The sequence below is a fragment of the Geobacillus jurassicus NBRC 107829 genome, from assembly GCF_001544315.1.
GTDB lineage: Bacteria > Bacillota > Bacilli > Bacillales > Anoxybacillaceae > Geobacillus > Geobacillus jurassicus.
Window position 1 is genome coordinate 25,951 of record NZ_BCQG01000032.1, and the last position, 15,919, is coordinate 41,869.

Consider the following 15,919-nt stretch of genomic DNA (forward strand, 5'->3'; position numbering starts at 1 on the left):
AATCGAAGAGCCGCTTTTTTTCGTGGGTTTACCAACGACCGCCGCTGCTACCGCTCCCCCCCTCATCTTCACGCGGTTGGACAAAGACCCACACCGTGGCTTGAACCGGCCTGCCATCCGGCGTTTTCGCATTGGCAGTCGCCGTCACCGTTGCATAGCCGACATCGTCGGCGACCAAATACCATGTACCATTTTCATTGACAACATTGACATACTCTGGCGCAGACGATTCAACGGAACGAAGGGTTTGGTCTGTCGCATTGTCCGGTATAAAGCGAAGCTGCGGCGCCACTTCAAGACGTTCGCCAACTTTGATGTACAATATCGGGCGACGAAACTCCATCCGTTCAAGCGCCACGTACGGGTCGATGACCGTAATCGTCGCCGTTGCCTGCGCATTGCTGCCATCGGCCGCTCGGACGGTGATTGTCACCCTGCCCGGTTTGTGGGCCGTCACCGTGCCGTTTTGGTCTACGGATGCGACATTCGGGTCACTTGATGTCCACGCAAGCGTTTGGTTCGTCGCGTCGCTCGGAAAAATGGTCACAGGAATGGTCTGCGTTTCGCCGACGTTCATCGTCGATTTGTAATCACCAAGCATCAAGCTATGAACCTTAACAGTGATCGAGATCGTGGCTGATTTTGCGATCGGCGGCTGCAGTTGCCCATATACATCGCGGTATGTCAACTCTGCGGTCAACGTATACGTCCCTTTTTGCTTAAAGGAGATGGAAACCGGAATCGTAATACGGGACGGCGTCGACTGCCCGACCTCGTATGGAATCGAAAAGGAAATATAGGCGTTTTGTTTATTTTCATCCAGCCATACGTTTCCGCTTTCCTTAATCTCCACATTGCCGGCAAAGGAAGAGAGCGGGATTTTCACCGTCCCGGTCAATGCCGGAGTGGTCGCCAGCGCGGAAAAACGTTGGAACAGGTCGGTCAAGTTTTGCGCCGTTCCTTGTTTCGCCTCGCCTCCAGCTGTTGCTGACAACATTTGCAAATAGTTCATATCAATCTCGCTGTTTGTGCCAAAACCGATCGAATAAAGCGTGATATTGTTCATTCCGAGCGTCTTAGCCACGTTGATGGCATGATCGCGAATTTTCTTCTCTATGCTGCCGTAACTAAATGGATAGTCGCTCCGGCCTAAGGGGACATCAGCGTCGTTTACATAATCCCATCCGTCGCTTGTAAACAGGCGGGAAAAGCCACGCTTGTCGGTAAAACGAATGCCGGCCGTTCCGTTTGTATACAGTTCATACGTCAGCGGCAGCGACGCCGTGACTTTTTCTCCTGTGTAGTAGTAGAACCAAAGAATCCGCTGGACTTCCCGGTAAGTGATCGTTTCCGTTGCGTTAAGGGTGGTCGGCATCCCGTCTGTCAAGAAAATCACGTACTTTTTGCGCGCCGGGTCGTTAAAATACGACTGTGCAAGCGACAGCGCCGCCGAATAGTTCGTGCCGCCTCCGGCCGTCAAACTGTCGCCAACCGTCCGAATTTTCTCGAGTTGGGCGGCGACATTCGGCTGATCCCCAAACGGAACGATGTTTCTCACCGAGTCGGAAAATGGAATGAGGGCAAATCGGTCGTTCGGATGCAAATGGGCTTTAAAGTAATCGACAGCCGAGCGAAGCGCTGCCTTGGCGCTTTCAAGCTTCGCCCATGTCATCGAGCCGGAGACATCAAACACAAACACGACGTCGATCGGTGGACGGATGAGCGACGAAACCGCCCCTTGGGGAATGAGCGTCACATCGAGCCGTCCTTCGGCATCGCCGTTAGGCGGCTTAGCGTATTCCGGCTGTGAGAACGCGATGGAAAAATCCAATTTGGCGGTGCTTGCCTCATTTCGTTTCGCATATTGATAAGGCGGTTCCGGGAATGAAAAATACACATCCTCTTTTCCATTTCCCAACACGCGATAAGCATCGACGGTGATTTGGTAAGTCGCCGTCGTTCCCGAAGCTGGTGGCCACTTGCCGCGCATGTCGAGTGAAAACGTATACTTTTTCTCCCCGTTTCTGTCCGCCGGCGCTCCCACCGCTTCGGCTCGGTAGCTGACTGCCGTGCCGTTTTGTTCCTTCAGCTGAATGCGAATCATAAAGTAGCGAATGCTGTTCCCTTGCCCGTTGCCGCCCCCTGGTGCGGTCGCCCATCCTTCAATTTTCTCATCGGAAACAAACGTGATAGCCCCTTCCGGCTGGCCTGCGTAAGCGACACCCGCCTTCACCGGCCATACACTCACCATCAGCCATAGCAACATCCCCCATAACAACCAGCCGCGCCGCCGTTGCATATGCCTCCCCTCCCGAGCCAAAAGGACTATCTTTCTTCCATTATATCAATCCTTTTCATCACTTGGCATTATTTTTTTAGAAGTTTTCGCACTTCAGATATAAAGTAAAGCGATCCAGTGACAAGCAACAGCTCGTCGTTTCCCATTCGTTTTTTCTTCTCGATGAGCCAGCCTGTCCAATCATCTGTCGCCGCCTTATGCAGATGAGACGAAAGGGCAGCAAGCGCTTCCGCCAACGCCGCGCGCGGAAAATCGAACGTTGTAAACGTCATCGTTGTCGCCAGATCATCAAGCAGCCGAATCATCCGCTCGAGCGGCTTGTCCGCCAATGCGGCAAACAAAACATGGACGCGTTTGTCGGGATAATGGGTGCGCACCGTCTCCACAAGCGCGTGGATGCCGGCCTCGTTATGGGCGCCATCAAGGATGATGAGAGGATTGTCGCTCATCCGCTCAAACCGGCCGGGCCAAGTGGCCGTTGCGAGCCCGTCGCCAATATGTTCCGGATCGATCAAAAATGAATAGCCAAGCCGCAATAGTTCTGCCGTCATCACCGCCACAGCGGCATTTTCGACTTGATGGGCGCCCGGCATGGAAATGCGCAAACCGCGATATTCGGCAAATGGAGTCGTGACGGAAAACTGTTCCCCTTCGGCCGTCGCCTGCCGGTCAGAAACGGTAAAATCAACGCCGAGCCGATACGTTTTCGCCTTCCGCTCCGCCGCCGTCTTGGCGATCACGTCCCACGCCTCAGGCTCGTTCACTGCTGTCACAAGCGGAACCCCTGATTTAATGATCCCCGCTTTTTCCGCGGCGATTTGCGCGAGTGTATCGCCTAAGATGTTCATATGGTCGTAGCTGACGTTCGTAATGACGGAAACGAGCGGATAAATGACGTTCGTCGAGTCCAAGCGTCCGCCGAGGCCGACTTCAATGAGCACGATGTCTTGAATGTGTTTTTTGCCGAAATAATAAAGCATCATCGCTGTGATCACTTCAAATTCGGTCGGCCCGCCGAGCTCTGTTCGTTCCAATTCATCCGCCAGCGGTTTGATCGTCTGCACGAGCTCTACAATCTCTTCATCGCTGATCGGTTCGCCGTTGATGCTGATCCGTTCGTTAAACTGCTCAACATACGGCGAGGTGAACGTCCCGACCGAATACCCTGCCGCCTGCAAGATCGAACGCAAATAGGCGACCGTCGACCCTTTGCCGTTCGTTCCCCCGATATGGACGGCACGGACGCGGCGTTCCGGATGCCCGAGTTTCTCCATCATCCATTCCATCCGTTTCAATCCCGGTTTCATGCCAAGCCGCAGCCGCCCGTGAATCCAAGCGACCGCTTCATCATATGTTCGCACCACGGTTGACCCCTCCTTCGAAAAACTGTATAAGCTGGCGGCTTGTCCGCGCCGGCGAAACCCGGCGGTTCGTCCGACTACTCCGCCTTGTTTCATAAGAAAAAGACGAATCCAGCCCATGCGGATTCGTCTTCATCATAATCAACGGCGAGATCGTTTGTCTACCGTTTCAGCTCGGCGAGGCGCGCCTTGACGGCTTCGCGCTTTTCGATATAGTCTTGCCGCTTGCGCCGCTCTTCTTCGACGACATGGGCCGGCGCTTTCGCCAAAAAGCCTTCGTTCGCCAATTTCTTTTCGACGCGTTCGACTTCTTTGTTCCATTTGTCGAGCTCTTTTTCGAGCCGCTTGATTTCTTCTTCGATATTGATCAACCCTTCAAGCGGCATGATGAGCTCGGCGCCGGTGACGACCGCCGTCATCGCTTTGTCCGGCGCGGGAACGTTTGTATCGATCAAGAGCTCGCTCGGGTTGCAGAACCGCTCAAGATAGGCGCGGTTTTTCATGAGCGCCGCCCGCACTTGTTCATCTTTCACCTTAATATAGAGCGCAATCGGCTTGCTCGGCGGCGTGTTCACTTCGGCGCGGACGTTGCGGACGGCGCGGATGATGTCGACGAGCATCCGCATTTCTTCCGCCGCTTCTTCGTTCGACAGCTCAGGGCGCACTTGCGGCCACGGAGCAACGGTGATCGATTCGCCTTCATGCGGCAAGTTTTGCCAAATTTCCTCGGTAATGAACGGCATGAACGGGTGAAGCAGGCGCATCGTGTTGTCGAGCACATACGCCAATACGGAGCGCGTCGTCTTTTTCACCGCTTCGTCGTCACCGTAAAGCGGCAATTTCGCCATTTCAATGTACCAGTCGCACAAATCGTCCCAAATAAAGTTGTACAGCGTGCGCCCCGCTTCGCCGAATTCATATTTCTCGGCAAGCTTCGTCACCGTGTCGATCGTTTCGTTGAGACGCGTTAAAATCCAATGGTCGGCGACCGTTTTTTCGCCGCTCAAATCAAGCTCCTCATACGTCATGCCGCCCATGTTCATCAAGGCAAAGCGCGAGGCGTTCCAAATTTTGTTGGCGAAATTCCACGTCGCTTCGACTTTTTCGGTGCTGAAGCGCAAGTCTTGCCCCGGCGAGCTGCCGGTCGCCAAGAAGTAACGGAGCGCGTCAGCGCCGTATTGGTCGATCACATCCATCGGATCGACGCCGTTGCCGAGCGATTTGCTCATTTTCCGCCCTTGGGCGTCGCGGACAAGACCGTGGATGAGCACGTCTTTGAACGGGCGCTTCCCGGTGAATTCGAGCCCTTGGAAAATCATGCGCGACACCCAGAAGAAAATGATGTCATAGCCGGTGACAAGCACATCGGTCGGGTAGTAGCGCTTGTAATCCGGCGAGTTCGTATCCGGCCATCCCATTGTCGAGAACGGCCAGAGCGCCGAGCTGAACCACGTATCAAGCACGTCGGGGTCTTGCTCCCAGTTTTCGATGTCTTTGGGCGGCTCATGGTCGACGTACACTTCGCCCGTTTCTTTATGATACCACGCCGGGATGCGATGTCCCCACCAAAGCTGGCGCGAAATGCACCAGTCGCGGATGTTTTCAAGCCAATGCAAATACGTTTTTTCAAACCGCTCCGGCACAAACTGCACTTTCCCGTCGGTTTGCTGCAGCTTGATCGCCGCTTCGGCGAGCGGCTTCATTTTCACAAACCATTGCGTCGACAAATACGGTTCAACGACCGCGCCGCTCCGTTCGCTATGGCCGACCGAGTGGACGTGCTCCTCGATTTTAAAGAGGACGCCTTGTTCTTGCAAATCGCGGACGATTTGCTTCCGGCACTCGAACCGGTCAAGCCCTTGGTATTGCAAGGCGTTTTCATTCATCGTGCCGTCTTCGTTCATGACAAGAATTCGCGGCAAGTTATGGCGGTTGCCGATTTCAAAGTCGTTCGGGTCGTGCGCCGGCGTAATTTTCACCGCCCCGGAGCCGAACTCCATATCGACATACTCGTCGGCGATGATCGGAATTTCGCGGCCGACGATCGGCAGCTTCACCATTTTGCCGATCAAATGCTTATACCGCTCGTCATCCGGGTGCACGGCAACGGCCGTATCGCCGAGCATCGTTTCCGGACGGGTCGTCGCCACTTCAATATAGCCGGAGCCGTCGGCGAGCGGATAGCGCAAATGGTAAAGTGCGCCTTTCACTTCTTTATAAACGACCTCAATGTCCGACAAAGCGGTTTTGGTCACCGGATCCCAGTTGATGATGTACTCCCCGCGGTAAATGAGCCCTTTTCGGTAAAGCGACACGAACACTTCGCGCACCGCTTTTGAGAGCCCTTCATCGAGCGTGAACCGCTCGCGCGTGTAATCGAGGCCAAGCCCTAACTTCGCCCATTGGCTGCGAATATGGCCGGCGTATTCTTCCTTCCACTTCCATGTTTCTTCTAAAAACTTTTCCCGTCCTAAATCGTAGCGCGACAGCCCTTGCTGGCGCAGCTTCTCTTCCACTTTCGCCTGGGTGGCGATGCCGGCGTGATCCATTCCCGGAAGCCACAGGACGTCATACCCTTGCATCCGTTTCATGCGCGTAATGATGTCTTGCAGCGTCGTATCCCACGCATGCCCTAAATGCAGTTTGCCAGTGACGTTCGGCGGTGGAATGACGATCGTAAACGGTTTTTTCGCCGGATCGCCGGTCGCCTCAAAAAATTTCCCTTTCAGCCACCATTCGTAGCGCCCCGCTTCAACCGCGCGGTGGTCGTATTTCGGCGGCATCGACACTTCGTGCTGTGCCATGTCATTTCCCTCCTTAACAACGTGATGGACAATGCGGCCGACAGCGCAAAGCCGCGCAGCCGGCAAGCAAAAAAGCCCCTTTCATCCCAAAAGGACGAAAGGAGCTGCTTTCGCGGTACCACCTTTTTTCTTAAGCCTGGAGGCTTAAGCGCTTCATTGGCATAACGGCACACGGCCGGCTTCCTCTACTCGGCAACAGCGCCGTTCAAAGAAGCAGCTCAAGGGCGACCTTCCAGCAGCCGTCATCCTAGGAAATCTCGCAGCTTCTGATTTCCCTCTCTGCAGGCTCGGACCGCTGTACTCCTCCCCGTCTTCGCTTTTGTCGTCATTGTTCGATTATTATACTACCATTGTCCATCATCTTTGCCAAGTTTTTATTTATTTATTCTACTGCCACCCGTTTGGTGACAAACGGTTTTTCTATTCATATTGTATAGTAAACCGGAGAAGGAGGGAATATCAATGCGGCGATTCAACCCGTATTCGTGGCCCCCGTGGCTCAGGCAAGTGCGCGCCGTCTGCGCCCAAGTAATCATTCCGCTCACGATCTTTCAAGCGATCCGCACCATTTTTTTGCCGACGACGTTTGATGTCATTTTATTGGCGATCTTTGTTCTCATTGCCGTGGCGCTCCATTTGGAATGGATTTAGAAGTCCGGAAAAACGATCGTTTTCTTTACTTAAAACGGCGGTTCTCAAGTGTTGAAAAGAACAAGGTTTATGAGGTTTATCAATTTGAGAAAAGCCATGAATCTCCGCCCTCTCAGAGGGTCTGATGAAAAAACAATCATTTTCGCGGAATCGCTGGTTCTCACATGAAAGGAAAAGCGGCTTTTCTTGTTTTAAATGGAGAAACACTTCCGTTGGACCGCGTTCTCTGTTCCATCACCATCTTTTTTAGGAAGACGCCGTTTTGTTTGTCATCGGCTTACCCATTATCCTCTTCATCCGCCGGCGGTTCATTGTCCACCGCTTCTTCCTGCTGCTGCGCGGCGTCGCGTTGGACAAGGTGCATGACAACCGCCTCCATGTTTTTAAACGCCAAATAACAGCGCTGCAGCGCGGCGACATGTTCCCGTTCGTTCCGCTCCTTCCGCGAAGCGGCCTCATATCGCTCCAAACAGCGGATAAACCCGCGCGGCTCCGCCAAATGGCTGTACAAAAACGCTCGCTCCCCGTCGGATAACGGCAGCTCCTTCTCGTACTCCTCGACCCCTTCCAGCCACTCGCGCCCGAGCGGCGGCATCGTCCGCACATGAAAACGGAGCGCGGCGATCACATCAAAGAGCAGCGAATTCCAATGCGCCCGCTCCCAGCTGATCCAATACGGCGGGATATAGTGGGGAAGGCGTGCTTTGCCGTGCACCCAGGCGATCCGCCATTGCTTCGTTTCCTTCAATATCTCTTCCCAAGCATCGAGCCGCTCCTCAGCAAACGAGTACGCGCGCATCACCTCGTGAAAATATGTGCAACACTGGAGCTGAAACGGCGACATGTACCACGCCGCTTCATACCGCTCGACACGCTCTTCCCAAACGGCGCGGGCCCGCTGCCATTCGTCTTTTTTTTGCTTTCGATAATCCTCGATCTCTTCTTCGTTCACTTTTATGGAGCGAACCGTAGAGCGATGGAGGCGTGCGAGATCGCGAAAAAAGGCGCGGACCGGGTCCCCTTCCGCCTTCGCTTCGCCGTCATGCCATGCTTGCAAATAATAAAGACGGCTGCCTTCCGCCGCAAACAACGACCGCTGACGCGTCAAGCAAAGCGGAAGGCAGCGGCGGCCATCGTGCTGGAGCGACTGCCAAACAGCGGCGGCTTCTTGCTCGCTTTCAAGCGGCTTTAAAGCGAAAACGCCGCGGTTCGTATACACTTTGGCGGCTTTGCCGTGCTCTTCAATGCGCTCCGGCCGAAGCCCGTACTGGGCGAGCACGGCATCATACCGGTCAAACTGTGCGGCCATCGTGACGCCCCCTTATCGGCAAAAGAAATGGAAAGCGTTCCTTTCATGAGAAAGGACGGCTTCCCGCCATGGCCGGAATATATAGCAATTGCCCTTCGTGCACGTCGTCCGGGCTTTCCAAATCGTTGGCGCGCAACAGCTGCGAAACGGTCACGTCATACCGCTCAGCAATCTTGTCCAATGAATCTCCTTGCTGGACGATGCAAATTTTCACTTTCGTAAACTCTTCCGCCCCGCTTTTCGCAAACAGCTTCGTTAAGTAAAGCGCATTTTCGCTTTTCGCCTTCGTTTCTTCTTCCTCTTCTTCTTCCGCCGCCTTTTTCGCCGCCCCGATCGACACTTTCGCCTCAGTTGGCGGCAGCAGCGATGCGATGTCTTCCTCCGCCTGTGCGCTGACAGCCTTCGTTTCCGTCTCAAGCGGCAAAAATGGCTCTTTCGCCTCCTCTTTTTCGCTAGATGACGGTGTTTCTTCATGGCGAACGGCCGCCGCTTCCCCAATCGGCGCGAAAAATCCGCTTTCCTGAGCGACAAGCTGTTTTTCTTCAGCCGCATCGAACGAACCGGATGCCAATGTTTCTGCTTCCTCATCGTCCACTTCCTTGCGGGCGATCGACTCAAACGGTGCGAACAATGGCTCCCCATCATCTTCCTCATCGACCAGCAACTCATTGTCAAGCGGCGCTTCGCTGATGCCGCTGATCGAAATGTCGGCAGTGATCAGCAATCTTCCGTTTTCATCCAATTCATAATCAAACGATTCGACCGTCACGTACACATCCTCAAGGGAACGGATGCGGCTTTTCGGAATCGTAATATCGATCGGAAACCGGTGCGACAGTTCGCTGGTGCCGTCTTCGCGCAGCGAAATGTGTTGAATATACCGATAGCTGGCCATCTCAAACACGTCGTCATCCGCCTCCGCCTGCCCTTCGCCTGCTTGGCGAAATTCGCCGCTTAACTTGAGCGCGCCGCGGATCGTAATATATTGGTCGTACTCATCGACGGAAATGACCGGGTCAAGGGAAATGGACAAAAACTCGGCGACTTCCTGTCCTCTTTTAAACCAGACCGATTCTTCAAGCGAAAAACGCAAATACGATTGCTCCAACCGGGCCTCCTCCTTCCGTCCCTTCGCCAAATTTTCTATGACATTATCCATTGTATGAACGGAAAAGAGGCGGTATGATAAAAAAATGAGGCTGCCGGTCGTCGGCAGCCCGTTCTCTCTATCCGCGCAGGCGGGCAAACACCCGCTCGGCAGCAGCAATCGTATATTCAATATCGTCATCACTGTGGGCCGTCGACAAGAACAGCCCTTCAAATTGCGACGGCGGCAGGAAAATGCCTTCATTCGCCATTTCCCGATAATAGGCGGCAAACAGCTCCAAATCGGACGTCTTCGCGGTCTCGTAGTTGATGACTGGCTCGTTCGTGAAGAAAAAGCCGATCATCGACCCGACACGGTTGATCGTATGCGGGATGCCGTATTTCTCCGCCGCCTGGTGAAGACCCTCCGCCAGGCGCGCCGCTTTGCGGCCAAGCTCTTCATACGTTTCCGGCGTCAGCTGGCGGAGCGTTTCGTAACCAGCCGTCATGGCGAGCGGATTGCCGGAGAGCGTGCCGGCTTGGTACACCGGTCCGCTCGGCGCGACAAGCTCCATGATCTCCGCTTTGCCGCCGTACGCCCCGACCGGCAAACCGCCGCCGATCACTTTGCCAAGGCACGTCAAGTCCGGCTCAATGCCGTAATGCCCTTGGGCGCAATGATAATCGACGCGAAACCCCGTCATCACCTCGTCAAAAATTAATAAGGCGCCATATTGTTTTGTCACCTCGCGCAGTCCTTCCAAAAATCCGGGAGCAGGTGGAACGACGCCCATGTTGCCGGCGACCGGCTCGACGATTACTGCGGCGATATCTTCGCCAAACCGCTCAAACGCATAGCGGACGCTGTCCAGATCATTGTACGGAACGGTGATCGTATGCTGCGCCACCGATTCCGGCACGCCCGGGCTGTCCGGCAAGCCGAGCGTCGCCACGCCGGAGCCGGCTTTAATAAGCAACGAATCGCCGTGGCCGTGGTAACTGCCTTCAAACTTGATGATTTTGTTGCGCTTCGTGTAGCCGCGCGCCAAGCGGAGGGCGCTCATCGTCGCCTCGGTGCCAGAGTTGACCATGCGCACGATCTCGACCGACGGCACCCGCTCGATCACAAGCTTGGCGAGCTCGTTTTCAAGCAATGTCGGAGCCCCGAAGCTCGTCCCTTGTTCGGCCACCCGCTTCAACGCTTCAACGACTTGCGGGTTGGCATGGCCTAAAATGAGCGGCCCCCATGACAGCACATAATCGATGTATTCATTGCCGTCAATATCGTAAATTTTCGACCCTTGGCCGCGCGCCATGAAAATCGGCGTCATCCCGACCGACTTGAAGGCGCGCACCGGGCTGTTCACCCCGCCCGGCATCAACTTCACCGCTTCTTCATAGGCCGCTTTCGATCGTTCATAGCTTCGCATGATTTCGCTCTCCCCCTCATTCAGTCAGCCACCGGGCGACATCTTTCGCAAAATACGTAATGATCAAATCCGCGCCGGCCCGTTTCATCCCTGTCAACATTTCCATGACGACCGGCTTCTCATCGATCCAACCGTTTTGCGCCGCCGCCTTGATCATCGCATACTCGCCGCTCACATTATAGGCGACAAGCGGCAGCGGAAAGCGGTTTTTGATGTCGCGGATAATGTCCATGTACGCAAGCGCTGGCTTCACCATCAAGAAATCAGCGCCTTCTTTGACATCCGACTCCGCTTCTCGGAACGCCTCAAGGCGGTTGGCCGGATCCATTTGGTACGTCTTCCGGTCGCCAAACTGCGGCGCGCTGTCGGCGGCGTCACGGAACGGGCCGTAAAACGCCGAGGCGTATTTGACCGCATACGACATGATCGGCACGTACTCGAATCCCGCTTCATCAAGCCCCTGGCGAATGGCGGCGACAAAGCCGTCCATCATGTTTGACGGCGCGATGATGTCAGCGCCCGCTTGCGCCTGGCTGACGGCTGTTTTGACGAGCAAATCAAGCGACGGGTCGTTCAGCACGCGCTCGTTTTCGACGACGCCGCAATGGCCATGGCTCGTATATTCACATAAACATGTATCGGCGATGACGACGATCTCCGGGTGCTCCGCCTTCATTTGCCGGATCGCCCGCTGGACGATCCCCGTTTCGCAATACGCCTGCGAACCGACTTCATCTTTTTCATTCGGCACGCCGAACACCATCACGGCAGGAATGCCAAGGTTGGCGATGTCGTCCATTTCCTCGGACAAACGGTCAAGCGACAAATGATACACTCCCGGCATCGACGGCACTTCCCGCTTAATGCCGCTGCCCTCGACCACAAACAGCGGGTAAATGAGATCCTCGACGCGAAGATGCGTCTCGCGCACCATCGCCCGAATCGCAGCCGTTTGCCGCAAGCGGCGATGGCGGTCAAATGACAGTGCCATTCATTGTCCCTCCATGGAAAAGTATTGTTCCATCGCTTTAATGATACCATCAGCGGTGTAATCGGCCGCACAAATATGCACCGGAATGCCCGCCCGCTCGGCCGCTTCTTTCGTCACCGGCCCGATGCAGGCGACCGCAACACCGAAAAGAAGAGAAACTGCTTCTTTGCCGAGAAGGCGGACAAAGCTGTCGACCGCCGACGGGCTCATCAAAGTGACCGCGTCAAGCTCCCGCCGGCGCAACAGCGACAACAGCCGCTCCCGGCCGCTTTCATCCGGTGCGGTTTCGTACACCGTGAGCTCATCGACGACGGCCCCCGCGTTTCGCAACGACTCGGGCAGCGTCGGACGGGCCAAATTGCCTTTCACAAACAGTACACGATCGCCTCGTTTGATATGCGGAACGAGCGCGGCCGCCAGCCGTTCAGCAGTGTAATCATCCGGCACGAGCGCCGGGGAAAGACCGCGCTCGGCGAGCGCCGCCGCTGTTTTCCGCCCGACAACGGCCATCTTCGGCAGCGGCTGCGGCAACAAAACGTGCGGGAAAAAGAAGCGGACCGCGTTGGCGCTCGTGAAGATGAGCCAGTGATATTCATTGATCCGCTCAGCTATAGCGGCGATTTCCTCCGGCGCCGCCGGCTGGATGGCAATGAGCGGGATTTCCACCGGCACAGCGCCGGCAGCGCGCAACTGGGCAGAAAACGGCGCCGCCTGCTCCTTGCCGCGCGTCACAAGCACGGTTTTGCCATCTAGCGGACGCCCCGCCATTAGGAGCTCAACTCCTTTTTCACCCGCTCGATGAGCGCTTTCGCCCCTTGTTCGATTAAGACAGCTGCCGCCTGCCGGCCGACGGCCTCCGGATCGGCGCCCGTGACGATTTCTTTATACACTTCTTTGCCATCCGGCGAGGCGACAAGGGCGGTAAGGCGCACGATGCCGCCGTCCGCTTCAGCGTAGCCAGCGATCGGCACTTGACAGCCGCCCTCCATTTGCTGCAAAAAAGCGCGCTCCGCCCGAACGGCCTGCTCGGTTTGCTCGTCGTTCAACCGACTGAGCCATTCGCGCAATTCGTCATCATCCTCCCGGCATTCAACCGCAAGCGCCCCTTGGCCGACCGCCGGAACGCAGACATCAAGAGGCAGATAGTCGCTGATGACGTCATCTCCCCAACCCATGCGCGCAAGACCTGCCGCCGCCAGCACGATCGCATCATAATCTTCATTGTTGAGCTTCGCCAGTCTCGTATCAATATTGCCGCGAATCCATTTGATCGTCAAATCCGGGCGATAAGCGAGCAGCTGCGCCGAGCGGCGCAGGCTGCTCGTGCCAATGACCGATCCCGCCGGCAAATCATGCAACGCCCGGTTGCCTTTGCTGACGAGCACATCGCGCGCATCTTCACGGCGCGGCACCGCCCCGATCGCCAAGCCTTCGGGCAACACGGCTGGCATATCTTTCATGCTATGGACCGCCATATCGATGCCTCCGGCGAGCAATTCGTGCTCGATCTCTTTCACAAACAGCCCTTTGCCCCCCACTTTCGAGAGTGTGACATCAAGCACTCGGTCTCCTTTCGTGACGATTTCTTTCACTTCAAACGTAAACGGCGCCCCGAGCTGTTTCAATTCGTTGATCACCCAATTCGTCTGGGTCAAGGCGAGCTTGCTGCGCCGCGAGCCAACGACAATGTTCCGCATCTCGTTCCACCTCGATTACGAATACCAAAAATGAAATTTTGACAAACTGCCAAACAAGAAAAAGTTGACAAGCAAAAACAAAAACGAACCGATGTTCCATAGCGCGATCGTCTTCCCTTGCATCTGCTGAACGGCTCGCTTATAAAAATAGATGCCATAGACGAGAAGAACGACAAACGACCCAAGCACTTTCGCATCATACCAATGGAAATGGTCAATTTGAATGTACGCCCAAATCACGCCAAGAATGAGCCCTAATAACAACATAGGCAAGCCGAGCAAATTTAAAACATACGACAAAAAATCAAGCCGCGACAAATCGGCCATGCGCCAAAGACGCGCCCCCCACTTTTTCTTTTTCAGCAAGCTGTATTGCAGCATGTACAGCACAGAAAACAGAAATGACAGCGTAAACGCCGCGTACGCCCCGAGCGCAAGGGTAATGTGGATGATAAGCAGCTCCGAAACGAGCCGCTCCGCAACAGCCGGCGACTGCGAGGATGGTGCAAACGTATGAATGGCCAAAATAAAAAACGCAAGAACGTTCGTAAAAAAGACGATGAAGTCGACGCGCAGCAGCCGGTTGATGACGAGCGACAGCGTAATGAGCAGCCAGGCGTAAAAATAAAGCCCTTCCGACATCGTTAAAATCGGGAAGCGCTTCGTCTCGAGGACGCGGAAGGCAAACGTCGCCGTCTGCAAAACCCATACAATAGAAAGCAACCAGAAGGCGGTTTCGTTCGCCTTCCGGTTTTGCTGCAAAAAATCGATGAAGTATAAAAGAATCGAAGCGATGTAAAGCAAAATGGACAGCTCATACAACAGCGCCACCGTCCATCCCACCTTACAGCTGCCATGATGGACGGGCGGCGCGGGCTGCTTCCGCCCCCTGCTCGCCGCACTGCTCCGCTTTCGCCTGTTGCATGCGCCGCTCGGATTTCACCGCATCTTCGATATTGAAGATTTTCATAAACAGCCGAAGCGCCTCGTCGGCGTTCGGACCGGAGGCAAGTTCCTTCGCCTGCAAAATCGGGTCGCGGAGCAGCTGGTTAATGATGCTTTTTGTATGTTTGTTCAACACTTTCCAGTCGCGCTCTGACAAATGCGGCAGTTTCCGTTCCAAACTTTTCATCGTTTCCGCCTGGATGGCAAGAGCCTTTTCACGCAGTGCGGCGATGACCGGCACAACGCCGAGCGTTTGCAGCCATTGGCTGAACGCCACAAGCTCCGCTTCGATCATCGTTTCAATACGGGCGGCTGCCTTTTGCCGTTCCGCCAAGTTGGCCGCCACGACATCTTGCAAATCGTCGATGTCGTACAAAAAGACGGTTTCCAGTTCGGCCAGCGCCGGGTCCAAATCGCGCGGCACAGCGATGTCGACCATAAAGAGCGGGCGTCCTTTGCGCATTTTCTCAAGCGGCGCCACCATCTCTTTCGTCAAAATATAGCCTTTTGCCCCCGTCGAGCTGATGACGATATCCGCCTCAAGCAAGGCGCATGACAACTCGCTGAGCGGCTTCGCCTCACCGGCGAATTGTGCTGCGAGCTGCTGTGCTTTTTCAAGCGTCCGATTGACGACCGTCACTTTGCCGACGCCGCTGCCGTACAAGTTTTGCGCCGCCAGCGCCCCCATTTTGCCGGCGCCGATGATCAAGACGTGCTTGCCGGTCAGGCGGCCGAAAATTTTCTTCGCCAGCTCAACCGCCGCATAGCTGACCGATACGGCGTGCGCCCCGATGCCCGTTTCTGAATGGGCGCGCTTCGCAAAAGTCACCGCCTGTTTGAACAGATGGTTGAAAATGGTGCCGCTCGTCCCGACCTCTTGAGCAAGCAAATAGCTGTCTTTCACTTGCCCTAAAATTTGCGTTTCCCCGAGCACCATCGAGTCAAGGCCGGCTGCCACACGGAACAAATGCCGGATGGCTGCCTCTCCTTCCATCACGCGCAAATATGGGGAGATCGCTTCTACTTCAACGCCAAACCATTCAGCTAAAAACGCTTTAATATAGTAACGGCCGGTATGCAGTTGATCGACAACCGCATAAATTTCCGTCCGGTTGCACGTCGAGACGATCACGTTTTCAAGCACGCTTTTTTGCTTGGCGAGCTGTTTCATCGCCGCACCGAGCTCCGCTTCCGCAAATGCGAGCTTTTCGCGGATTTCTACAGGGGCGGTTTTATAGTTGACGCCAACGACTACGATTTGCACGATCCATCCCCCTTATTGACCGAATCCCTTCTGCTATTATATCACAACCGTCCATGATTCCGGTTTGAAAAAATTGTGAACG

The 15,919-nt window shown here is 55.1% G+C and carries 12 protein-coding genes and 1 other annotated feature; of the genes, 1 reads left to right on the top strand and 11 read right to left on the bottom strand.

Annotated features, from left to right (window positions below; all coding sequences use genetic code 11):
• Positions 1-28: 28 nt before the first annotated feature.
• The 3 genes from GJ1_RS10615 to GJ1_RS10625 form a co-directional block, all read right to left on the bottom strand.
• Positions 29-2,299 carry a VWA domain-containing protein gene (locus tag GJ1_RS10615; protein WP_066232073.1) on the bottom strand — a complete coding sequence of 757 codons (2,271 nt, stop codon included), beginning with the start codon at positions 2,297-2,299 and terminating at the stop codon, positions 29-31.
• Positions 2,300-2,367: 68 nt separating this feature from the next.
• On the bottom strand, positions 2,368-3,663 hold the full coding sequence (locus tag GJ1_RS10620; protein ID WP_066232075.1) for a bifunctional folylpolyglutamate synthase/dihydrofolate synthase: 1,296 nt from the start codon (positions 3,661-3,663) through the stop codon (positions 2,368-2,370).
• 158 nt (positions 3,664-3,821) lie between these two features.
• Entirely contained in the window at positions 3,822-6,464 is a 2,643-nt protein-coding gene (locus GJ1_RS10625) for a valine--tRNA ligase (RefSeq protein ID WP_066232103.1), read from the bottom strand.
• 87 nt (positions 6,465-6,551) lie between these two features.
• Positions 6,552-6,787: a binding site (T-box leader), on the bottom strand.
• A gap of 139 nt (positions 6,788-6,926) precedes the next feature.
• Here GJ1_RS10625 and GJ1_RS10630 point away from each other — a divergent pair.
• A complete protein-coding gene (locus GJ1_RS10630; protein WP_008881097.1) occupies positions 6,927-7,115 on the top strand; it encodes a YszA family small membrane protein in 189 nt (62 codons plus the stop codon).
• Positions 7,116-7,392: 277 nt separating this feature from the next.
• Here the strand turns inward: GJ1_RS10630 and ysxE are convergent, their stop codons facing one another.
• The 8 genes from ysxE to hemA form a co-directional block, all read right to left on the bottom strand.
• Positions 7,393-8,424: a spore coat protein YsxE gene (gene ysxE, locus GJ1_RS10635; protein WP_066232078.1), complete on the bottom strand. Its 1,032-nt coding sequence runs from the start codon at positions 8,422-8,424 to the stop codon at positions 7,393-7,395.
• Between the two features lie 43 nt (positions 8,425-8,467).
• Positions 8,468-9,532: a stage VI sporulation protein D gene (spoVID, locus tag GJ1_RS10640; protein ID WP_066232081.1), complete on the bottom strand. Its 1,065-nt coding sequence runs from the start codon at positions 9,530-9,532 to the stop codon at positions 8,468-8,470.
• 118 nt (positions 9,533-9,650) lie between these two features.
• Entirely contained in the window at positions 9,651-10,940 is a 1,290-nt protein-coding gene (gene hemL / locus GJ1_RS10645) for a glutamate-1-semialdehyde 2,1-aminomutase (RefSeq protein ID WP_066232084.1), read from the bottom strand.
• A 16-nt stretch (positions 10,941-10,956) separates the two neighbouring features.
• Positions 10,957-11,931, bottom strand: coding sequence for a porphobilinogen synthase (gene hemB / locus GJ1_RS10650; RefSeq protein WP_066232087.1), 975 nt, complete (start codon positions 11,929-11,931; stop codon positions 10,957-10,959).
• Positions 11,932-12,699, bottom strand: coding sequence for a uroporphyrinogen-III synthase (locus GJ1_RS10655; RefSeq protein WP_066232089.1), 768 nt, complete (start codon positions 12,697-12,699; stop codon positions 11,932-11,934).
• Positions 12,699-13,628 (bottom strand): hydroxymethylbilane synthase, encoded by a 930-nt coding sequence (hemC, locus tag GJ1_RS10660; protein ID WP_066232092.1) that lies wholly within the window; start codon positions 13,626-13,628, stop codon positions 12,699-12,701. Before hemC ends, GJ1_RS10655 begins: the two co-directional genes overlap by 1 nt.
• A gap of 15 nt (positions 13,629-13,643) precedes the next feature.
• Positions 13,644-14,459, bottom strand: a complete 816-nt coding sequence (gene ccsA / locus GJ1_RS10665) for a cytochrome c biogenesis protein (protein WP_157068379.1) — start codon at positions 14,457-14,459, stop codon at positions 13,644-13,646.
• 13 nt (positions 14,460-14,472) lie between these two features.
• The gene (gene hemA / locus GJ1_RS10670) at positions 14,473-15,837 is read right to left on the bottom strand and encodes a glutamyl-tRNA reductase (protein ID WP_066232097.1); all 1,365 of its coding nucleotides are present in this window, start codon (positions 15,835-15,837) and stop codon (positions 14,473-14,475) included.
• Between the last annotated feature and the right edge of the window lie 82 nt (positions 15,838-15,919).